Source organism: Stutzerimonas stutzeri, assembly GCF_019090095.1.
GTDB lineage: Bacteria > Pseudomonadota > Gammaproteobacteria > Pseudomonadales > Pseudomonadaceae > Stutzerimonas > Stutzerimonas stutzeri_AN.
The window spans coordinates 1,086,249-1,106,714 of the sequence record NZ_JAGQFP010000002.1; the positions used below are offsets into that span (position 1 = coordinate 1,086,249).

18 protein-coding genes are annotated in these 20,466 nt (G+C 64.8%); 15 read left to right on the top strand and 3 right to left on the bottom strand.

Annotated elements, in window-relative coordinates:
- Positions 1-54: 54 nt before the first annotated feature.
- A complete protein-coding gene (exaC, locus tag KVO92_RS14575; protein WP_019340099.1) occupies positions 55-1,575 on the bottom strand; it encodes an acetaldehyde dehydrogenase ExaC in 1,521 nt (506 codons plus the stop codon).
- Between the two features lie 205 nt (positions 1,576-1,780).
- On the opposite strand from exaC, the gene mpl reads away from it, so the two are divergent.
- From mpl to dgoD, 13 genes are all read left to right on the top strand, one after another.
- Complete coding sequence (gene mpl, locus KVO92_RS14580) at positions 1,781-3,130, top strand: UDP-N-acetylmuramate:L-alanyl-gamma-D-glutamyl-meso-diaminopimelate ligase (RefSeq protein WP_217476285.1); 1,350 nt, start codon at positions 1,781-1,783, stop codon at positions 3,128-3,130.
- Positions 3,131-3,317: 187 nt separating this feature from the next.
- The gene (gene ubiX, locus KVO92_RS14585; RefSeq protein WP_019340101.1) at positions 3,318-3,947 is read left to right on the top strand and encodes a flavin prenyltransferase UbiX; all 630 of its coding nucleotides are present in this window, start codon (positions 3,318-3,320) and stop codon (positions 3,945-3,947) included.
- Positions 3,948-3,989: 42 nt separating this feature from the next.
- Positions 3,990-4,289, top strand: a complete 300-nt coding sequence (locus KVO92_RS14590) for a YceK/YidQ family lipoprotein (protein ID WP_217476286.1) — start codon at positions 3,990-3,992, stop codon at positions 4,287-4,289.
- 115 nt (positions 4,290-4,404) lie between these two features.
- A complete protein-coding gene (gene ftsH / locus KVO92_RS14595; RefSeq protein WP_217476287.1) occupies positions 4,405-6,243 on the top strand; it encodes an ATP-dependent zinc metalloprotease FtsH in 1,839 nt (612 codons plus the stop codon).
- Positions 6,244-6,843: 600 nt separating this feature from the next.
- Positions 6,844-7,569, top strand: coding sequence for a FadR/GntR family transcriptional regulator (locus tag KVO92_RS14600; protein ID WP_217476288.1), 726 nt, complete (start codon positions 6,844-6,846; stop codon positions 7,567-7,569).
- 24 nt (positions 7,570-7,593) lie between these two features.
- Positions 7,594-8,466, top strand: a complete 873-nt coding sequence (locus tag KVO92_RS14605; RefSeq protein WP_217476289.1) for an SMP-30/gluconolactonase/LRE family protein — start codon at positions 7,594-7,596, stop codon at positions 8,464-8,466.
- Between the two features lie 52 nt (positions 8,467-8,518).
- Positions 8,519-9,337 (top strand): SDR family oxidoreductase, encoded by an 819-nt coding sequence (locus tag KVO92_RS14610; RefSeq protein WP_217476290.1) that lies wholly within the window; start codon positions 8,519-8,521, stop codon positions 9,335-9,337.
- A gap of 153 nt (positions 9,338-9,490) precedes the next feature.
- Positions 9,491-10,495, top strand: a complete 1,005-nt coding sequence (locus KVO92_RS14615; protein ID WP_217476291.1) for a substrate-binding domain-containing protein — start codon at positions 9,491-9,493, stop codon at positions 10,493-10,495.
- Positions 10,496-10,576: 81 nt separating this feature from the next.
- Positions 10,577-12,091, top strand: a complete 1,515-nt coding sequence (araG, locus tag KVO92_RS14620; RefSeq protein WP_217476292.1) for an L-arabinose ABC transporter ATP-binding protein AraG — start codon at positions 10,577-10,579, stop codon at positions 12,089-12,091.
- Between the two features lie 21 nt (positions 12,092-12,112).
- Positions 12,113-13,081: an L-arabinose ABC transporter permease AraH gene (gene araH / locus KVO92_RS14625; RefSeq protein WP_217476293.1), complete on the top strand. Its 969-nt coding sequence runs from the start codon at positions 12,113-12,115 to the stop codon at positions 13,079-13,081.
- 39 nt (positions 13,082-13,120) lie between these two features.
- A complete protein-coding gene (locus KVO92_RS14630) occupies positions 13,121-14,095 on the top strand; it encodes a 2-dehydro-3-deoxygalactonokinase (protein ID WP_217476294.1) in 975 nt (324 codons plus the stop codon).
- Positions 14,070-14,693: a 2-dehydro-3-deoxy-6-phosphogalactonate aldolase gene (locus KVO92_RS14635; protein ID WP_217476295.1), complete on the top strand. Its 624-nt coding sequence runs from the start codon at positions 14,070-14,072 to the stop codon at positions 14,691-14,693. The genes KVO92_RS14630 and KVO92_RS14635 overlap by 26 nt, the downstream gene beginning before the upstream one ends.
- Positions 14,694-14,715: 22 nt before the next feature.
- On the top strand, positions 14,716-15,864 hold the full coding sequence (gene dgoD / locus KVO92_RS14640) for a galactonate dehydratase (protein WP_217476296.1): 1,149 nt from the start codon (positions 14,716-14,718) through the stop codon (positions 15,862-15,864).
- 68 nt (positions 15,865-15,932) lie between these two features.
- On the opposite strand, the gene KVO92_RS14645 is transcribed toward dgoD, so the two are convergent.
- Both KVO92_RS14645 and queG read right to left on the bottom strand, forming a co-directional pair.
- Positions 15,933-17,081, bottom strand: a complete 1,149-nt coding sequence (locus KVO92_RS14645) for an aldose epimerase family protein (RefSeq protein ID WP_217476297.1) — start codon at positions 17,079-17,081, stop codon at positions 15,933-15,935.
- A gap of 179 nt (positions 17,082-17,260) precedes the next feature.
- Positions 17,261-18,334, bottom strand: a complete 1,074-nt coding sequence (gene queG, locus KVO92_RS14650) for a tRNA epoxyqueuosine(34) reductase QueG (RefSeq protein WP_217476298.1) — start codon at positions 18,332-18,334, stop codon at positions 17,261-17,263.
- A 174-nt stretch (positions 18,335-18,508) separates the two neighbouring features.
- On the opposite strand from queG, the gene KVO92_RS14655 reads away from it, so the two are divergent.
- Together KVO92_RS14655 and tsaE are read left to right on the top strand one after the other, a co-directional pair.
- Complete coding sequence (locus KVO92_RS14655; protein ID WP_217476299.1) at positions 18,509-20,008, top strand: NAD(P)H-hydrate dehydratase; 1,500 nt, start codon at positions 18,509-18,511, stop codon at positions 20,006-20,008.
- Complete coding sequence (gene tsaE, locus KVO92_RS14660) at positions 19,996-20,466, top strand: tRNA (adenosine(37)-N6)-threonylcarbamoyltransferase complex ATPase subunit type 1 TsaE (RefSeq protein ID WP_217476300.1); 471 nt, start codon at positions 19,996-19,998, stop codon at positions 20,464-20,466. The genes KVO92_RS14655 and tsaE overlap by 13 nt, the downstream gene beginning before the upstream one ends.

Here is a 20,466-nt window from a genome sequence, read left to right on the forward strand (position 1 = left end):
GCACCAGCCCGACGCCTGGCGGCGCGGGCGGGCACTTTTTCGGCGCATTGGAAGTTAGAAGAATCCCAGTGGATTGATGTCGTAGCTCACCAGCAGGTTCTTGGTCTGCTGGTAGTGGTCGAGGATCATCTTGTGGGTTTCGCGACCGACGCCGGACTTCTTGTAGCCACCGAACGCCGCGTGGGCGGGATAGAGGTGGTAGCAGTTGGTCCAGACGCGTCCAGCCTTGATCGCCCGGCCCATGCGATAGGCGCGGTTGATGTCACGGGTCCAGACGCCCGCGCCGAGGCCGTACTCGGTGTCGTTGGCGATGGCCAGCGCTTCGGCTTCATCCTTGAAGGTGGTGACACCGATCACCGGGCCGAAGATTTCCTCCTGGAACACGCGCATCTTGTTGGTGCCCTTGAGCAGCGTCGGCTGGATGTAATAGCCGGTCGCCAGGCTGCCTTCGAGCTTCTCGACGCCACCCCCGGTGAGCACCTCAGCGCCTTCCTGCTTGGCGATGTCCAGGTAGGACATGATCTTGTCGAACTGCTGCTGGCTGGCCTGGGCGCCGACCATGGTGTCGGTGTCCAGCGGATCGCCGCGCTTGATCTGCGCGACCTTCTTCATCACCGCTTCCATGAACGGCGCGTAGATCGACTCCTGCACCAGCGCTCGCGATGGGCAGGTGCACACTTCGCCCTGGTTGAAGAAGCCCAGCACCAGCCCTTCGGCAGCCTTCTCGATGAAGGCCGGCTCGGCCTGCATGATGTCTTCGAAGTAGATGTTCGGACTCTTGCCGCCCAGCTCGACGGTGCTCGGGATGATGCTTTCGGCGGCGCGCTTCATGATGTGCGAGCCCACCGGGGTGGAGCCGGTGAAGGCGATCTTGGCGATGCGCTTGCTCGAAGCCAGCGCTTCGCCGGCCTCGCGTCCGTAGCCGTGCACGACGTTGAGCACGCCCGGCGGCAGCAGGTCGCCAATGCATTCGAGCAGCACGTTGATGCCCAGCGGGGTCTGCTCGGCGGGCTTCAATACCACGCAGTTGCCGGCAGCCAGTGCCGGGGCGAGCTTCCAGGCGGCCATCAGGATCGGGAAATTCCACGGAATGATCTGTCCGACCACGCCCAGCGGCTCGTGGAAGTGGTAAGCCGCGGTGTGCTCGTCGATTTCCGCGCTGGTGCCTTCCTGCGCGCGGATGCAACCGGCGAAGTAGCGGAAGTGGTCGGCGGCGAGCGGAATGTCGGCATTCAGCGTCTCGCGCACGGCCTTGCCGTTGTCCCAGGTTTCGGTGATGGCGAGCATCTCGAGGTTCTGCTCGATGCGGTCAGCGATCTTCAACAGGATCAGCGAGCGCGCCTGCACGCTGGTTTTGCCCCAGGCGTCGGCCGCGGCATGGGCGGCGTCCAGCGCCTTTTCGATGTCGGCGGCGTCCGAACGCGGAAACTCGGCGATGGGTTGGCCATTGACCGGGGACAGATTGGTGAAGTACTGGCCGTTGACCGGCTCGACGAACTCGCCGCCGATGAAGTTGCCGTAGCGGGACTTGAAGGAAACGACAGCGCCTTCGCTGCCGGGATGGGCGTAACGCATGGTGAGTCTCCGGGACTTGTAATTGTGTTGGGACTGCTGTGATTCAGCGTAGAACAAAGCCCGTTCGTCGGTTGCCGAGGCGACGTGCGGTGCGGCGGATGAAGGGCAGGGCCTGTGCTAATCTGCGCCGCAGTTTTCGGCGCCCACAGGCGCGGTCGAGCCGTTACGTTCGCTCGTGCGCCACGGCGTATTTCAGAGGTCATCCATGCATATTCATATTCTCGGCATCTGCGGCACCTTCATGGGGTCGCTGGCGGTGCTGGCCAAGGAACTGGGCCATCGCGTCACCGGCTCCGACGCCAACGTCTATCCCCCGATGAGCACTCAGCTCGAGGCCCAGGGCATCGAACTGACCCAGGGCTACGAGCCCAGCCAGCTCGAACCCGCGCCGGATCTAGTGGTGATCGGCAACGCGATGAAGCGTGGCAATCCGGCGGTCGAATACGTGCTGAACAAGGGATTGCCTTATGTGTCCGGCCCGCAGTGGCTGGCCGATCACGTGCTGCAGGGGCGCTGGGTACTGGCTGCGGCCGGGACCCATGGCAAGACCACCACCAGCAGCATGCTGGCCTGGGTGCTGGAGCATGCCGGCATGAGCCCGGGCTTTCTCATCGGCGGCGTACCACAGAACTTCGGCATCTCGGCGCGGCTGGGCGGCACGCCATTCTTCGTGGTCGAGGCGGACGAGTACGACAGCGCCTTCTTCGACAAGCGCAGCAAGTTCGTCCACTACCGTCCGCGTACCGCGATTCTGAATAATCTGGAGTTTGATCACGCGGACATTTTCCCCGATCTGGCGTCGATCGAGCGGCAGTTCCACCATCTGGTGCGTACGATCCCGAGCGAGGGACTGGTCATCCATCCCCAGTCCGAAGACGCGCTCAAACGCGTCATCGACATGGGCTGCTGGACGCCGGTGCAAACCACCGGTGACGGCGGGCAGTGGCAGGCCAACCTGCTCAGCGCCGACGGCTCCCGCTTCGAAGTGATCTTCGACGGCGTCGTGCAGGGCGTCGTCGATTGGGAGCTGACTGGCCAGCACAACGTCAACAATGCCTTGGCGACCCTGGCCGCGGCGCGCCATGTCGGTGTGCTGCCGAAGCAGGGTGCCGAGGCGTTGAGCGAATTCTTGAGCGTCAAGCGGCGCATGGAGAAGGTTGCCGAGGTGAGCGGTGTGACGATTTACGACGACTTCGCCCATCATCCGACCGCCATTGCTACCACGCTCGACGGGCTGCGCAAGCGCGTCGGTGAGGCGCCAATCATCGCGGTGGTCGAGCCGCGTTCCAACTCCATGAAGCTCGGCGCGCATCGCGAAGGGCTGGCCGAATCGGTGGCGCTGGCCGATCAGGCGATCTGGTATGCGCCGCCGAATCTCGGCTGGGACCTGGCCGCGACGGTTGCTGGCTCGCCGGTCGAAACCACGGTCTGCGATTCGTTGGAAGCGATCATCGCCAAGGTCAAGGCTGACGCCACGCCGGGTACGCAGGTGGTGGTGATGAGCAATGGCGGCTTTGGTGGCTTGCACGTCAAATTGGCCGCGGCACTGGCGTAATGTGATCGGTGGGCTGAAGCCCACCCTACGAGATTCCGAATAGGGCGAATTTGTTCTCAAAGCGTCGCGAGCGAAGCTTAGGCAAGGCGAAACCTTGCGAGAAAGCGGAGCTTGCTGGTGCAAGTGAGCATTTTGAGTAAGGTTTCAACGCAGCATAAGCAAGCGCAGCAGCTTTGGGAGCACATTCATGAACGGACCGGAACGCATCACCCTGGCCATGACCGGCGCTTCAGGCGCCCAATATGGTCTGCGCCTGCTCGATTGCCTGATCCAGGAAGACCGCGAGGTGCACTTTCTGATCTCCAAGGCGGCACAGCTGGTGATGGCCACCGAGACCGACGTGGTGCTGCCGGCCAAGCCGCAGGCCATGCAGGCGTTCCTGTCCGAATACACCGGCGCCGCGGCGGGGCAGATCCGCGTGTTCGCCAAGGAAGACTGGATGGCGCCGCCCGCGTCCGGTTCCGGCGCGCCGACCGCGATGGTGGTGGTGCCATGCTCGACCGGCACCCTGTCGGCCATCGCCACCGGCGCCTGCAACAACCTGATCGAGCGTGCCGCAGACGTCGCCTTGAAAGAGCGCCGTCAACTGATCCTGGTGCCACGTGAAGCGCCGTATTCGAGCATCCATCTGGAGAACATGCTCAAGCTGTCCAACCTCGGCGTGACCATCCTGCCGGCGTCGCCCGGCTTCTATCATCAGCCGCAGACCATCGATGACCTGGTCGACTTCGTCGTTGCGCGTATCCTCAACCTGCTCAACATCCCGCAGGACATGCTGCCGCGTTGGGGTGAGCACCATATCGTCAGCGACGACTGATCGGGCCCAGGCCTGCCGTTCACCGAAATTCGAGGAGATGCCATGAAAGGATCGACCCTCCGGCTCGCCTCGGCACTGGCGCTTGTCCAGCTGCTCGCCGGGTGCGCCACGGTGCGTACCCTCGACGCCGCCAAACCCGGCGCGCCCATCATCTACTCCGGCACTCGGCTGGACTGGTACAGCCTCAACGGTGGTTGTTGCCCACTGGACCGATTCGGTGCCGAGGCGCCAAGGCACGCCGCGCTGGATCTGCCCGCCAGCGCATTGCTGGACACCTTGCTGCTGCCCTTTGCCTTGGCGACGGAGCTGGGTATCGGGCTCGGTGTCCGCGGCGGGCTCTGAACGCTCTCCGCAGCGTGCGGCATAACTGATCTGCGTCCAGGTGCGGCGCCCTCACGGCTGACATACTGCTGGCAACCGACAGCGCTGCGTAGGGGCGTGGCACAGGAGAGCAGATGTGAAAGACCGGGCCCAGTTCCACATCAATTACTGGCTGATCGCCATGCTGATCTTTTTCGGCTTGCAGTATGTGCTGTCGCTCCAGCAGGAGGTCGCGGTTATCCCCTACAGCGAGTTCGAGCAGTACCTCAAAGACGGCCGCATCGATGAGCTGACCATTACCGAACGGCACATCGAGGGCTCGCTCAAGGAGCCCCTGGCGAGCGGTCAACGACGCTTCGTGACCAACCGCATCGAGCCGCAACTGGCCGAGCATCTGCAGCAGTATCCGGTGCGCTACACGGGCAAGGTGGAGAGCACGCTGGTGCGCGACCTGCTGTCGTGGATCGTCCCGGCGGCGCTGTTCTTCGCCATTTGGCTGTTTCTGTTGCGGCGCATCGGCGGTGGTCTGGGTGGCGGCATGATGCAGATCGGCAAGAGCAAGGCGCGTGTCTATGTCGAAACGGACATGAAGGTCACCTTTGCCGATGTGGCCGGTGTCGACGAGGCGAAGGACGAGCTCAAGGAGATCGTCGAATTCCTGCGCGATCCGAAGCGCTACGGGCGCCTCGGCGGGCGCATGCCCAAGGGCGTGCTGCTGGTCGGTCCGCCCGGCACCGGCAAGACATTGCTGGCCAGGGCCGTCGCTGGCGAGGCGCGGGTGCCGTTCTTCTCCATTTCCGGGTCCGAGTTCGTCGAGATGTTCGTCGGCGTGGGGGCTGCGCGGGTGCGCGATCTGTTCGAACAGGCACGCGCCCAGGCACCGGCGATCATTTTCATCGACGAGCTGGACGCCCTGGGACGTGCGCGCGGCGCCGGGCCGCTCTCCGGAGGGCATGACGAAAAGGAGCAGACGCTCAACCAGCTGCTGGTGGAAATGGACGGCTTCGATACCTCCAGCGGGCTGGTGCTGTTGGCCGCCACCAACCGTCCCGAAATCCTCGATCCGGCGCTGCTGCGCGCCGGCCGTTTCGACCGCCAGGTGCTGGTCGATCGGCCGGACAAGGTCGGGCGAGTACAGATCCTCGAAGTGCATCTGAAGAAAGCGCGGCTGGGAAGCGATGTCGACCCGCAGGCCATTGCCGCGCTGACCCCGGGCTTCACCGGTGCCGATCTGGCCAACCTGGTCAACGAGGCGACGCTGCTGGCGACCCGGCGTGATGCCGAGTCCGTGGCGATGGAAGACTTCACGGCGGCCATCGAACGCATCGTGGCCGGGCTTGAAAAGCGCAACCGGCTGCTCAATCCGCATGAGCGGGAAATCGTCGCCTACCACGAGATTGGGCACGCGCTGGTGGCCATGGCGCTGCCGGGTGTGGACCCGGTGCACAAGGTTTCGATCATTCCACGCGGCATGGGGGCGCTGGGTTACACCATTCAGCGCCCCATCGAGGAGCGCTTCCTGATGACGCGCGAAGAGCTGGAAAACAAGATGGCCGTGCTGCTCGGGGGACGTGCCGCGGAGTGGCTGGTGTTCGGCCACCTGTCCACTGGCGCGGCGGATGATCTGGCCAAGGTGACCGATATCGCTCGGGCGATGGTCACCCGCTACGGTATGTCCCGGCGGCTCGGCCACATGGCCCTGGAGCGCGAGCCCAACGCCTTCCTGGGCAACGAGGCGATGCTCGGCCTCAAGCCGCAGCATGACTACGCGCAAAGTACTGCCACGGCGATCGACGAAGAAGTGCAGGAGCTGGTGCAATCGGCCTTCCAGTCCAGCCTGGCGCTGCTCGAGGCGCGCCGGGCATTGCTGGAACGCAGTGCCCGGCAGCTGCTGCAGCAGGAGACCCTGGACGGTGAGGCGTTACGCGCGCTGAGCGCAGCCATGCCCGACCAGCCCGTAACGCCAGCGCCCTAGCGCCTGCGCCGGGAGTCGGGCAGGTAACGCACCGGTTCCCGGCCACGCGTCGCCGCCCAGGCGATCGACCGAAGCCGGCGGCTCGAACGCGTCTCGCGCGTCATCCCGACCCTCGGCCGTCGCCCACTCCGCATCAGCGGGTCGCTTCGCTTCTGATAAGCAACGGTTATCGCTCGATCAGCGGCTGTCATTAGGCAGCGCGCCCGGCGGTTCTTACAGTAGCGCCATGCACGGGCCGCTTGGCCACGAAGAAGAATAAGAACGCGAGGGAAGACGATGAGGCCTGGCCTGATCGCGAGCCGACAGTGGGGCATAGAAGCGCCTGCTAATTGCCATTCATATGATTTGAGCCGACCTAGGGCCGCCGGCGGTAGGGCGGTGCCCGCTAACCGGCAGCGCTTGGGTGGCGCTCGCCAGCGTCCTGTGGAACGCCTCAATCCGCCATTCCTACCGGATGAATACGCGCGCTGTTGGGCTGCCCGCCAGGTGGCCATTACACCGTTTGGGCGATTTACCCAGCAAAGTAACCGGCCAAATTTGACAGCCAATCATATGATGATAGGGTTTTGTAGACCCAAGGGCAGTGGCACAGAGGCTCGCATGTCGAACAACTATCACAGCGCAACGGTGGAATGGCTGGGGTCCTGGATCGCCTCGGGCAAGGTCCAGCCGGGCGAGGCGCTGAAGGTCGAGGCCGGCCTCTGCGAAGAGCTGGGCGTGAGTCGCACCGTGATCCGCGAGGCGATCAAGACGCTGGTGGCCAAGGGCATGCTCGACGTCGGCCCGAAGGTGGGCACGCGGGTGACGCCGGTACGTTCCTGGAACCTGTTCGACGTTCAGGTCGTTGGTTGGCTGGCCGAGCATGGCCTGCCAGAGAGCTTCGTGATGGACCTGATCGACCTGCGCCGGACCATCGAGCCGACCGCCGTACGCTGGGCCTGCGAGCGCGCCACGCCCAAGCAGATCACCGAAATTCAGGCCGCCTACCAGTTGCTGGCCGCCTCCCTGGGCGACAAGACCGAATACAACCGTGCCGACAAGCTGTTCCACGAGGCGGTGCTCGCCGCCAGTCACAACCAGTTCATCGAACGCATGGTCCCGGCGCTGGGCGCCCTGCTGGCGGTGTCCTTCGAGGTGTCCTCCACGGTCCCCGACGAACTCGGATTGACCCTGCCGCTGCACAAGGAAATTGCCGACGCCATCGCCAGTCGCGATGGCGCGCGCGGGGTCTGGGCCTGCATGACGCTGATCGAGCGCGCGGCGCTGACCATTTCACGTCATTACCCGGAACTCGTGGTGTCACGCGGCGAGCAGACCGCGCCATAAAAATAATCAAAGCGGAGTGCGACCATGCAATGGCTGCCCATCTCGCAACAGCGCTACCAACTGGCCGAGGGCCCCTTCTGGGACGCTCGCGACCAGACGCTCTACTGGGCCGACATCGTCGGTCGACTGGCCTGCCGGCTAGGCCCGGGCGGCTACCGGCAATGGCAATTGGCCGAGCCGGTATCGGCCTTCATTCCCTGCGCGAGCGGCGATGCACTGGTGACCCTGGCCAGTGGCGTGTACCGCCTCGACCCAAACGCCAGCGAAGCCGAACTCGCACGCTTGTGCATCGCTGACGCCACGCCCGGCAACCGCGCCAACGAAGCGCGCTGCGACGCCCAGGGCCGGCTCTGGCTCGGCACCATGCAGAACAACATCGGCGACGACGGCGGCGATATCCCGATTACACGGCGCTCCGGCGGGCTGTTTCGGGTCGATCCGGACGGCTCGGTCACCCAATTGCTCAGCGACCTGGGCATCGTCAATACGCTGCTGTGGAACGAGGCGGGCGATCAGGTCCTCTGCGGCGACACGCTGGACGAATCGCTCTACAGCCACCGCCTCGCCGACGACGGGCGTCTGGTCGATCGGCAGCGCTGGATCGGCCCGCATCCACGCGGCGTGCCCGATGGATCGGCCATGGATTCGCAGGGCTATGTCTGGAATGCACGCTGGGGCGGGCACTGCCTGCTGCGCTTCGCGCCGGACGGCTGTCTCGATCGCATCGTTGAGCTGCCTGTCAGTCATCCCACCAGTTGTGTGTTCGGCGGGCCCGATCTGACCCATTTGTACGTGACCTCGGCCATGCCAGGCGAGGCGCCGAACGAGCTGGATGGCGCCGTGCTGATGGCCGACGTCGGCATCGTCGGGCTGCCTTGTACAGGCTTTGCCGGCTAATCGGTTCAATCCGGCCGCGCGGCGGCCTCTTAACTGCTTAGGAGTTGTTCTCATGGCTGCACCGCTTTCATTACCGCCGACACCCGAACCCCAGCGCGGCGAGCGCCTGAAAGGCAAGGTCGTGGTCGTTACCGGCGGCGCCCAGGGAATCGGCGAGGCCATCGTGGCCTGCTTCCAGGCGCAACAGGCCAAGGTCGTGATTGGTGACATCCAGGGCGAAAAGGCCGAGCGGGTCGCCGCCGGTTGGCGCGAGCGGGGCGGTGAGGTGCGCGCACTGAAGACCGACGTCACCCAGCCTGCCGAGCTGGAGGCGCTGGTCGGCCTGGCGCTCGAGCACTACGGCCAGGTCGATGTGCTGGTCAATTGCGCGGGCGTCAACGTGTTCCGCGACCCGCTGGAAATGACCGAAGAGGACTGGCGGCGTTGCTTCGCCATCGACCTGGACGGCGTCTGGTTTGGCTGCAAGGCGGCGTTGCCGCACATGGTGCAGCGCGGTGTCGGCAACATCATCAATATCGCCTCGGTGCACTCGACCAACATCATTCCCGGTTGTTTTCCCTACCCGGTCGCCAAGCACGGCCTGCTCGGCCTGACCCGTGCGCTGGGCATCGAATATGCGCCCAAGGGCATCCGCGTCAACGCCATTGCGCCGGGCTACATCGAGACGCAGCTCAACGTGGACTACTGGAACGGGTTTACCGACCCGCACGCCGAGCGCCAGCGCGCCTTCGAAATGCACCCACCGCGGCGCATCGGCCAGCCGATCGAAGTGGCGATGACCGCGCTGTTCCTGGCCACCGACGAGGCGCCCTTCATCAATGCCGCCTGCATCACCATCGATGGCGGCCGTTCGGTGCTCTACCACGACTGAGGAAGGATCGTTCGATTCAAAGAGGGCCGCCCGCGGCCTGCGACAAACCGCCAGCAAAGCATTCGGTGGTGACCTGCCAGGGTGATGGACCCTGGCGCGTCAACAACAGCTATTCAACAAAAAAGCTATTCAATAAGAACAATGGAGGTAGCTATGTTCCGGTCTTTCGGAATCCGTTCGCTTTGCTGTGCCGCGCTGACTGTCGGTGCGATGAGTTTTGCCGGTGCGACCCTGGCCGAAGACGAGGTCAAGATCGGCTTTCTGGTCAAGCAACCCGAAGAACCCTGGTTCCAGACCGAATGGGCCTTCGCCGAGAAGGCCGCCAAGGACAAGGGCTTCACCCTGCTCAAGATCGCCGTACCGGACGGCGAGAAAACCCTCGCGGCGATCGACAGCCTGGCGGCCAATGGCGCCAAGGGCTTCGTCATCTGCACACCTGACGTGGCGCTCGGCCCGGCCATCGTCGCCAAATCCAAGTTCAACGACCTCAAGGTCATGGCCGTCGATGATCGCTTCGTCGATGCCAAGGGCCAGCCCATGGAAGAGGTGCCGTACCTCGGTATGGCGGCCTTCGAGGTGGGTCAGAAGCAGGGCGCAGCCATGGCCGAAGAGGCGAAGAAGCGCGGCTGGGACTGGAACGACACCTACGCGGTGATCAACACCTATAACGAGCTCGACACCGGCAAGAAGCGCACTGACGGCTCGGTGGATGCGTTGAAGAAGGCCGGCTTTCCCGAAGACCACATCTTCTACACCCCACAGAAGACCCTCGACGTGCCGGGCAGCATGAACGCCACGACCTCGGCGCTGGTCAAGCTGCCGCGCGGGGCCAAGCACCTGATCATCGGTGGCATGAACGACAACACCGTGCTGGGCGGCGTGCGCGCCACCGAAAGCGCCGGGTTCAGCGCCGAGAACGTCATCGGTATCGGCATCAACGGCACCGACGCCATCGGTGAGCTGAAGAAGGACAACAGCGGCTTCTACGGCTCGATGCTGCCCAGCCCGCACATCGAAGGCTATGAAACCGCGCGGATGATGTACGAGTGGGTCACCACCGGCAAAGAACCGCCCAAGTACACGGCGATGGACGAAGTCACCCTGATTACCCGCGAGAACTTCCAGCAAGAGCTGGAAAAGATCGGCCTCTGGAAATAAGCCGGTCCCTCTGCGGGGCCTGAGTTCAGGCATTTCAGTATCGAACTCGCCCGGTCGAACGGGCGAGGGTGGAGACGCTCCATGCTTCAACACGTCAAGTCAGGCGAGAGCCTGCGTTTCAACGGCATCGGCAAGAACTTCCCGGGCGTTTGCGCGCTGTCGGAAATCAGCTTCGAGGCGCGGCCCGGCACCGTGCACGCGCTGATGGGTGAGAACGGCGCGGGCAAATCGACCCTGCTGAAGATTCTCGGCGGCGCCTACCAGCCGAGCAGCGGCGATCTGCAGATCGGTGCGCGCACCTTGGCATTCCGCTCAGCCGGCGAGAGCATCGCCAGCGGCGTCGCGGTGATCCACCAGGAATTGCACCTGGTGCCGGAAATGAGCGTGGCCGAAAACCTCATGCTTGGGCACATGCCGTCGCGCTTCGGGCTGGTCAACCGCCGCGCGATGCTGCGTCAGGCGCAAGAACTGCTCAAGGGGCTGGCGGACGAGATCGATCCCGCCGTGCGATTGGGCAGCCTGTCGCTGGGCCAGCGTCAACTGGTGGAGATCGCCAAGGCCATGTCGCGCAACGCCCATGTGATCGCCTTCGACGAGCCCACCAGCAGCCTGTCCGCCCGCGAGATCGAGCGGCTGATGGCGATCATCGGCCGGCTTCGGGACGAGGGGCGGGTGGTGCTCTACGTCTCGCATCGGATGGAAGAAATCTTCCGCATCTGCGACGCGGTCACAGTGTTCAAGGATGGCCGCTTCGTCTGCACCTTCGATGACATGAGCGAGCTGACCCATGACGCGCTGGTGACCTGCATGGTCGGGCGCGATATCCAGGACATCTACAACTACCGGCCGCGCGAGCAGCAGGGCGAGGCGCTGCGCGTCGAGGGCCTGCTGGGTCATGGTCTGCAGGAGCCGGTGAGCTTCTCGGCCAACCGTGGCGAGGTGCTCGGTTTCTTCGGCCTGGTCGGCGCGGGGCGTACCGAACTGCTACGGCTGCTCGCCGGGCTGGCGCCGCACAAGGCTGGAACGGTTCACCTCGACGGTCAGCCGCTGAGGCTCAAATGCGCACGCGACGCCATCGCGTCGGGGATCCTGCTCTGCCCCGAGGACCGCAAGAAAGAGGGCATCGTGCCGTTGGGCAGCGTCGCGGAGAACATCAATATCGGCGCGCGTGGCCGCAACGCCCGGCTGGGTTGCCTGGTGCAGGGCCGCTGGGAACGCGAGAACGCCGACCGGCAGATCCGCGCGCTGAACATCAAGACGCCATCGCCCGACCAGCAGATCGTCTTTCTCTCCGGCGGCAACCAGCAGAAGGTCATCCTCGGTCGCTGGCTCTCCATGCCGATGAAGGTCCTGCTGCTCGACGAGCCCACCCGCGGCATCGACATCGGCGCCAAGGCCGAGATCTACCAGATCATCCATGACCTGGCGGCGAACGGGATCGCGGTGATCGTCGTCTCCAGCGACCTGATGGAAGTCATCGGCATCTCCGATCGCATCCTGGTGATGAGCGAAGGCGCGATCACCGGCGAAGTCTCTCGCGACCAGGCCGAAGAGTCCCGCCTGCTGCAACTGGCACTCCCGCGCTCGCGCGGCTGAACAACAATGATGAGGTGCTCTATGTCTGCTCAACAAAACGCTCTGGCCGCGCCGCGGCAGGGTCTCAACATGCGTCGCTTCCTCGATGACTGGGTCATGGTGCTGGCGGCGCTCGGCATCTTCGTGCTGTCGGCGATCTTCATCGACAACTTCCTCTCGCCGTTGAACATGCGCGGCCTCGGGCTGGCGATCTCCACCGTAGGCATCGCCGCCTGCACCATGCTGTTCTGCCTGGCTTCAGGGCACTTCGATCTGTCGGTCGGCTCGGTGATCGCCTGCGCGGGTGTGGTGGCCGCGGTGGTGATGCGCGATACCGAGAGCGTGTTCCTCGGTGTCTCCGCGGCTCTGGCGATGGGGTTGGTGGTCGGCCTGATCAACGGCATCGTGATCGCCAAACTGCGTATCAACGCGCTGATCGCCACGCTGGCGACCATGCAGATCGTGCGCGGGTTGGCCTATATCTTCTCCAACGGCAAAGCCGTCGGGGTGATGCAGGAGGACTTCTTCCTGTTCGGCAACGGCAGCCTGTTCGGTGTGCCGGTGCCCATCCTGATCACCGTGGTCTGCTTCGCCTTCTTCGGCTGGCTGCTCAACTACACCACCTACGGCCGCAACACCATGGCCATCGGCGGCAACCAGGAAGCGGCGCTGCTGGCCGGCGTTCATGTCGATCGCACCAAGATCATCATCTTCGCCGTGCACGGCCTGATCGGTGCACTGGCCGGCGTGGTGTTGGCGTCGCGGATGACCTCGGGCCAGCCGATGATCGGCCAGGGCTTCGAGCTGACGGTGATCTCGGCCTGCGTGCTCGGCGGCGTCTCGCTCAGCGGCGGCATCGGCATGATCCGCCACGTGATCGCCGGCGTGCTGATTCTGGCGATCATCGAGAACGCGATGAACCTGAAGAACATCGACACCTTCTACCAGTACGTCATCCGCGGCACGATTCTGCTGCTGGCGGTGATCATCGATCGGCTGAAGCAGCGCTGATCCCAATCGCGCCGCTTGCCGGCGCGCTGGAGAATTCCCGTGGATACACAGCTAATCGCGCTGGACTGGGGCACCAGTTCGCTGCGCGCTTATCGGCTCGGTGCGGCCGGCGAAACGCTGGAGGTGCGCAACCTGCCATTGGGCGTCATGCAGTTGGACGGCAGCGAGGCGGGCTTCGAGCATGCTTTGGAGCAGGCCTGCGGCGACTGGCAGCGGGCCGCGCTAGAGGCTCCGCTGATCGCCTGCGGCATGGTCGGCAGCGCTCAGGGTTGGCGGGAAGTCGGCTATCTCGAAGCGCCGCTCGGTGCTGGCGAGCTGACGCCGCTGCCCATCGAGCGCCTGCGCGGCATGCCGCTGTGGCTGGTGCCTGGCGTGATTCAGCGCGGCGGCGTGCCTAACGTGATGCGCGGCGAGGAAACTCAGGTGTTCGGCCTGCTCGACGACGATGTCGATCCGCTTGCGCCATTGTTGGTCGGCCTGCCGGGCAGTCACAGCAAGTGGGTCACGGTGGAGCAGGGGCAGCTCAGCCGCTTCCAGACGTACATGACCGGGGAGGTCTATCGGGCGCTGCTCGGCCATACGATCCTCGGCCGTACGGCAGTGACCGGCGACAGCTTCAACGCCGCGGCCTTCGAGCGCGGCCTGCAGGTCGCCAGGTCGAGCGAGGGCCAGGCCGGGCCACTTTCGACCATCTTCAGCAGCCGTACGCTGGTACTGACCGGCGAACTCAGCGGCGATGCACAAGGCGATTACCTGTCCGGCCTGCTCATCGGCCACGAGCTGGCGGCCATGACGGCGACGCTGCAGGTGCCGCCGTCGCAGCCCATCGTCCTTATCGGCCATTCAGCGCTCTGTGCTCGTTACCTGTGGGCGCTCGAGCACGGCGGCTTCGAATCGCTGCGCTTCGCGCCCGAGGCCACGGCTGCCGGGCTGTGGAAGATTGCCGCGGGCGCTGGCCTGGTCACCCCCGACACTGCAGGAGAACCGAATGTTCGACCGTACGCTCGCCATTAACGGGTTAATCGCGATTCTCCGGGGCCTGCGCCCCGACGAAGCCGAGGCGATCGGCAGTGCGCTCTACGCCGCCGGGATAAGGATCATCGAGGTCCCGCTCAATTCGCCCCAACCGCTGCGCAGCATCGAAATCCTGCGTCGGAGTCTGCCTGAGGATTGCCTGATCGGCGCCGGCACCGTGCTTTCCGCGCAGCAGGTGCTGGCCGTCAAGGAGGCTGGCGGGCAGTTGATCGTCATGCCGCACTGCGATGTTTCGGTGCTGCACGCCGCGAAGGACGCGGGCCTTTATCTCACGCCGGGTGTTGCCACGCCGAGCGAAGCCTTTGCTGCGCTGGCGGCGGGCGCCGACGCGCTCAAGGTGTTCCCGGCCGAACAGGTCGGTATCGGCGCGATGAAAGCCTGGCTGGCCGTGCTGCCGGCCGGCACGGCGCTGCTGCCGGTGGGCGGTATCACGCCGGACAGCATGGCGGCGTATCTGCGGGAGGGAGCCGCCGGCTTCGGTCTTGGCTCGGCACTCTATTCACCGGGATTGCCCGCTGACGAGGTGGGCCGCCGGGCGCATGCCTTTATCCAGGCCCGCCGCGCGGCGATGGCCTGACCCTTCATTGCGAGACCTCTAGATGAAAATTACCCGTCTTACCACGCTGGTCGTGCCGCCACGCTGGCTGTTCCTGAAGATCGAAACCGATGAAGGTATCACCGGCTGGGGTGAGCCTGTCGTCGAAGGCCGCGCGCAGAGCGTCGCCGCGGCAGTGGACGAATTGTCCGACTACCTGGTGGGGCGCGACCCGCGTAACGTCGAAGACCTCTGGACGGTGATGTACCGCAGCGGCTTCTACCGCGGCGGGCCAATCCTCATGAGTGCCATTGCCGGCATCGATCAGGCGCTGTGGGACATCAAGGGCAAGGCGCTGGGTGTCTCGGTCAGCGAATTGCTCGGTGGCCGGGTGCGCGAGCGCATCCGCGTCTATTCCTGGATCGGCGGTGATCGCCCAGCGGATACCGCCAACGCCGCCCGCGATGCCGTGGCGCGGGGGTTCAGCGCGGTGAAGATGAACGCCAGCGAGGAGCTGCAGTTCGTCGACAGCCACGGCAAGGTCGATGCGGTGCTGGCGAACATGGCCGCCGTGCGCGATGCGGTGGGCAAGAACATCGGCATCGGCGTGGATTTTCACGGGCGCGTGCACAAACCCATGGCAAAGATTCTGATCAAGGAACTCGAACCCTACCGGCCGATGTTCATCGAGGAGCCGGTACTCAGCGATAACTACGAGGCGCTCAAGGAGCTGGCCCCGCTGTCCTGTGCACCCATCGCCCTGGGCGAACGCTTGTATTCACGCTGGGATTTCAAGCGCATCCTCGCCGAGGGCTACGTCGACATCGTCCAGCCCGACACCTCGCACGCCGGCGGCATCACCGAAACGCGCAAGATCGCCAGCATGGCCGAGGCCTACGATGTCGCGCTGGCGCTGCATTGCCCGCTCGGGCCGATTGCCCTGGCCGCGTGCTTGCAGCTGGACGGGGTCTGCTACAACGCCTTCATTCAGGAGCAGAGCCTGGGCATCCACTACAACCAGGGCAACGACCTGCTCGATTACATCAATAACCGCGAGGTGTTCGAGTACGAGGATGGCTTCGTCGCGATCCCGAACGGGCCTGGGCTGGGTATCGAGATCAACGAGGATTACGTGCTGGAGCAGGCGCGTATCGGTCATCGCTGGCGCAACCCGGTCTGGCGTCACGCCGACGGCAGTGTGGCCGAGTGGTGAGCCGCCTGTGAGCTGACCGTGCTCACCGTCCGCCGTGAAGAAAGGCCCCTCGCGGGGCCTTTTCTGCATCAGGGCTTGGGGAACTTGTAGAGGGTGGTCTGGGTGTAGGTCTTGCCCGGATCCAGGCGGGTACTCGGGAAGTTCGGTTGGTTGGGCGAGTCCGGGTAGTGCTGGGTTTCCAGGGTGAAGGCGCTCCAGTGCGGGTACGCCTTGCCGCCCTTGCCGTGGATGCTGCCGTCGAGGAAGTTGCCGGTGTAGAGCTGAACGCCGGGCTCGGTGGTGTACATCAGCAGCCGCCGTCCGGACTCGGGGTCGTGTACTTCGGCGGCCAGCTTGCTGAGGTCGCCGTCGGTGTCCAGCACCCAGTTGAAATCGAAGCCGCCGGCCTTGGCCTCGGCGAATTTCAGCTGCTGATGATCATCCTTTATGTGTTCGCCAAAGCGGGTTGGCTGGAGGAAGTCCATCGGCGTGCCCTTGACCTCGGCCAGCTCGCCGGTGGGGATCAGCTTTTGCGTCACCGGCGTGTAGCGTGAGGCATATAAAGTGGCGACCTGATCGAGCACGCTCGGGTTGCCGGCCCCCGCGAGGTTGAAGTAGCTGTGGTTGGTCAGGTTGAGCACCGTCGGCTTGTCGGTGGTGGCGCGGTACTGGATGCGCAACTCGTTGTCTTCGTTGAGGCTGTAGGTCACGTGGGTGGTCATGGTGCCGGGGAAGCCCATCTCGCCATCGGGCGACACGTAGCTCAACTCGACGCCGACCCAGCCGTCCTCATCGGCGGGCTTGGCCTTCCAGACCCGCTTGTCGAAGCCCTCCGGCCCACCGTGCAGGGCGTTGCTGCCGTCGTTCTGCGGGATCTGATAAGTGGTGCCGTCGAGTTCGAAGCGGCCATCGGCGATGCGATTGCCGAAGCGCCCGATGGTGGCGCCGAAATAGACATTGCCGTTCTTGATGTAGCCGTCGACGTCATCGAAGCCAAGCACGATATCCTCGAGCTTGCCGTTCTTGTCCGGTACCAGCAGCGACTGGAGGATGCCGCCATAAGTGATCACCACGGCCTCGACGCCCTGGCTGTTCTTCAAGGTGTATTTCTCGATGGGCGTGCCGTCCGGCATCTTGCCGAAGCTGCCGTGCTGGTTCGACAGGCCTGCGGCCTGAGCGCCGAATGTACTGATCATAAGCGCGAGGGCAATTCCGTTGAGTAGCAATCTGGGTTGCATGGCTTCACCTGACATTGTTGTTGTTTTTTGCGTGAGCGCACGTCGCCAAGGCTGGTTGGGTAGCGGGCGGCGCTGCGCCGGTTGAAGCCTAGACAGCGGAGCGATTCCCTCCCAATACCAATTACGGCATGTGCGATATGCACATTGATATGGCTAGCAGGTGGTGACACGCGCCACGATCAGGCGCGCTGGCGGGCTTCATGCTGCGCCAGTGCCCACTCGACATGTTCGCGTACCAGTTCGGACGGGTCGTCACGGCGGGCGTGCAGCGCTTCAAGCACCGGGATGCTGGAGGGCGCATTGCCGAGGCCAACGGCCAGGTTGCGCAACCAGTTCTGATAACCGGTTCGCCGCAGCGGCGAGCCTTCGGTGCGGCTGAGGAATTCGTCTTCCGTCCAGCGAAACAGCGTTGCCAGCTCGGCATTGTCGAGGCTGTGGCGGGGTCGGAAGTCGGTCTGCTCGGTCGGTTTGGCGAAGCGATTCCAGGGGCAGACGATCTGGCAGTCGTCGCAGCCGAAGACGCGGTTGCCGACCTTCGAACGGAGCTCGACAGGGATCGGCCCTTTCAGCTCGATGGTCAGGTAGGAGATGCAGCGCCGCGCATCCAGTACGCGCTCGCCGATGAAAGCCTCGGTCGGGCAGATGTCCAGGCAGGCGTGGCAGCTACCGCAGTGGTCACGTTCGGTGGGTGGGTCGACTGGCAGGTCGATGTCCACAAAGAGTTCGCCAAGGAAGAACCAGCTGCCGGCCTTGCGATTGAGCACCAGGGTGTTCTTGCCGATCCAGCCGAGGCCGGCCTGCTGCGCCACGGCTTTTTCCAGCACTGGTGCGCTGTCGACGAAGGCGCGGAAGCCGAAGGGGCCGATCACCTGCTGGATGCGCTCGGCCAGCTGTTGCAGGCGTTTGCGGATCAGCTTGTGGTAGTCGCGGCCCAGCGCGTAGCGGGACACGTAGGCGTTTTCCGGATGCGCCAGTTGCTCGGCCATGCGCGTGTCGCCCGGCAGGTAGTCCATGCGCAGCGAGACCACCCGCAGCGTGCCCGGCACCAGTTGCTCCGGGTGGGAACGTTTGCTGCCGTGGGCAGCCATATAGTCCATCTCGCCGTGATAGCCCGCGGCCAGCCAGCGGTCGAGGTGGGCCTCGTGCTCGCCCAGGTCGACACCGGTGATACCGACCTGCTGGAAGCCGAGCTCGCGGCCCCACTCCTTGATGGAGTCGGCAAGTGCGGCTGGGTCGAGGGTGGTGCTGGGCATGGCTTCGGTCGTCGGTGTTGCGGTGTGCAATGGGCGGGCTGTGTTTCGGTCTGCGGAGTCGCGGCGCGGCTTTCCTGAGGCGGCAATCTTTTCTATCAATCGGCCGCCGACGCGCCGCGGGCGGTCGGCCGGGCGCATGCGTATAATTCTGCCAGATATTCGCTCGGGTGATTCATGTCCCAGACCACCGATACACTCCCCAATCGTCTTTATTCGGCCGCTCAGGTGCGTGACCTCGACGCTCGGCTGATCGCCGCCGGGACGCCTGGTTTCGAACTGATGCAGCGCGCCGCTCATGCCGCCTGGCGTGCCCTGCGCCGGCGCTGGCCGGACGCCGAGGAACTTACCGTGCTGGCCGGACGTGGTAACAACGCCGGAGATGGCTACCTGATCGCAGCGCTGGCGCAGCGTGCCGGTCGCCAGGTTCAGGTCCTGGCGGTGGGCGAACCCCAACAGCTGCAGGGTGATGCCGCCCAGGCATTCAATGAGGCCCAGGCAGCAGGCGTCCGCATCACGCCTTGGTCGTCCGGCGCCGAGCTACGCGGCGTGCTGGTCGATGCGCTGCTTGGCACCGGTATCACCGGTGCGGTCCGCGAGCCTTATGCCAGCGCCATTCGCGCGATGAACGAGAGTGCGCTGCCGATCTTCGCGGTCGATCTGCCGTCAGGGCTGTGTGCCGACACCGGGCGTCTGTTGGGCGAGGTGGTGCGTGCCGATCTGACCGTGACCTTCATCGGTCTCAAGCTGGGCCTGTTTACTGGCGAGGGGCCGGACCGGACCGGCGCGTTGGTCTTCGATGATCTGCAAGCCGATGCGCAGGTAATGGAGCAGAGCGCATGCGCCGCGGTGCGATTGTCCGAAGCGAATTTGCCCGTGCTCACGCCCCGTTCCCCGACCGCGCATAAAGGCAGCTTTGGTCAGGTCTTGGTCATCGGCGGCGATCTCGGTACCGGTGGCGCTGCCTTGCTGACGGCCGAGGCGGCATTGCGCTGCGGTGCGGGCATGGTGACCCTGGCAACCCGGCCGGAACACGTCACCGCTTCGCTGGTGCGGCGCCCGGAAATCATGTGCAGCGGTGTCGAATCCACCTACGCACTGACGGCATTGGCTCAGCGTGCGGATGTATTGGTGATCGGCCCCGGCCTGGGGCAAGCGCCGTGGGGGCGCAGTTTGCTGTCGCTCGCCCCGCAATGCCAGGTGCCACAGGTGTGGGATGCCGATGCGCTGAATCTGCTGGCCGCCGGTGCGGTGGAGTTGCCGAGCGACTGCCTGCTGACCCCGCATCCAGGCGAGGCCGCGCGGTTGCTGGGCATGTCGGTGGCTGACGTGCAGGCTGACCGTCCAGCCGCCGCCCGCGCCTTGGCGGCCCGCTTCAAGTGCGTCGTGCTGCTCAAGGGCGCAGGCACGCTGATCGCTGACCCAGACGGTCGCATGGCGCTATGCGATCGTGGGCATCCGGCGATGGCCAGCGCGGGTCTGGGTGATGTGCTGGCGGGCATTGCGGGTGCGTTACTGGCGCAGGGGCTGGCCCCCTACGGCACGGCGTGTCTGTCGGCCTGGTTGCACGCGTCGGCCGGAGAGCGGCTGGGTGCGCAGGGCAGGGGGCTGGCAGCGGCTGATCTGATACCGATGGTCCGTCAATTGCTCGAGGAGCGTTCGCCATGCCTGAAGTGACGCTGGTTGCGCCGGACGAAGAGGCTATGCTTTCGCTGGGTGCGCGCATCGCCCAAGCGACCGGTGGTCGGGGCGTGATCTACCTGCATGGCGATCTGGGAGCCGGCAAGACCACGCTGTCACGCGGGCTGATTCGAGGCCTGGGGCACGAAGGCAAGGTCAAGAGTCCGACCTTCACCCTGGTCGAACCCTATGAAACCCCCACGGCGCGGGTCTTCCATTTCGATCTGTATCGGTTGGTCGATCCGGAAGAGCTCGAATTTCTCGGCATCCGCGACTATTTCGAGGGTGGTGCGTTGTGCCTGGTAGAGTGGCCGGAACGTGGCGCCGGCATTTTGCCAAAGGCTGACCTGGACATTACCATTACGCCCCACGGGGCCGGCCGTATGCTGCGCCTGACGCCACATGGCGTGCACGGTGAGGGCTGGTGTTCCAGCCTGACCGTCGGCAATCAATGA

Coding starts and splice junctions, on each gene's coding strand:
- mpl (WP_217476285.1), top strand. CDS start 1,781: ATGCATATTCATATTCTCGGCATCTGCGGCACCTTCATGGGGTCGCTG.
- queG (WP_217476298.1), bottom strand. CDS start 18,334: ATGCCCAGCACCACCCTCGACCCAGCCGCACTTGCCGACTCCATCAAG.
- tsaE (WP_217476300.1), top strand. CDS start 19,996: ATGCCTGAAGTGACGCTGGTTGCGCCGGACGAAGAGGCTATGCTTTCG.
- KVO92_RS14600 (WP_217476288.1), top strand. CDS start 6,844: ATGTCGAACAACTATCACAGCGCAACGGTGGAATGGCTGGGGTCCTGG.
- KVO92_RS14635 (WP_217476295.1), top strand. CDS start 14,070: ATGTTCGACCGTACGCTCGCCATTAACGGGTTAATCGCGATTCTCCGG.
- KVO92_RS14590 (WP_217476286.1), top strand. CDS start 3,990: ATGAAAGGATCGACCCTCCGGCTCGCCTCGGCACTGGCGCTTGTCCAG.
- KVO92_RS14655 (WP_217476299.1), top strand. CDS start 18,509: ATGTCCCAGACCACCGATACACTCCCCAATCGTCTTTATTCGGCCGCT.
- KVO92_RS14615 (WP_217476291.1), top strand. CDS start 9,491: ATGTTCCGGTCTTTCGGAATCCGTTCGCTTTGCTGTGCCGCGCTGACT.
- KVO92_RS14610 (WP_217476290.1), top strand. CDS start 8,519: ATGGCTGCACCGCTTTCATTACCGCCGACACCCGAACCCCAGCGCGGC.
- dgoD (WP_217476296.1), top strand. CDS start 14,716: ATGAAAATTACCCGTCTTACCACGCTGGTCGTGCCGCCACGCTGGCTG.
- araH (WP_217476293.1), top strand. CDS start 12,113: ATGTCTGCTCAACAAAACGCTCTGGCCGCGCCGCGGCAGGGTCTCAAC.
- exaC (WP_019340099.1), bottom strand. CDS start 1,575: ATGCGTTACGCCCATCCCGGCAGCGAAGGCGCTGTCGTTTCCTTCAAG.
- ubiX (WP_019340101.1), top strand. CDS start 3,318: ATGAACGGACCGGAACGCATCACCCTGGCCATGACCGGCGCTTCAGGC.
- KVO92_RS14605 (WP_217476289.1), top strand. CDS start 7,594: ATGCAATGGCTGCCCATCTCGCAACAGCGCTACCAACTGGCCGAGGGC.
- araG (WP_217476292.1), top strand. CDS start 10,577: ATGCTTCAACACGTCAAGTCAGGCGAGAGCCTGCGTTTCAACGGCATC.
- KVO92_RS14645 (WP_217476297.1), bottom strand. CDS start 17,081: ATGCAACCCAGATTGCTACTCAACGGAATTGCCCTCGCGCTTATGATC.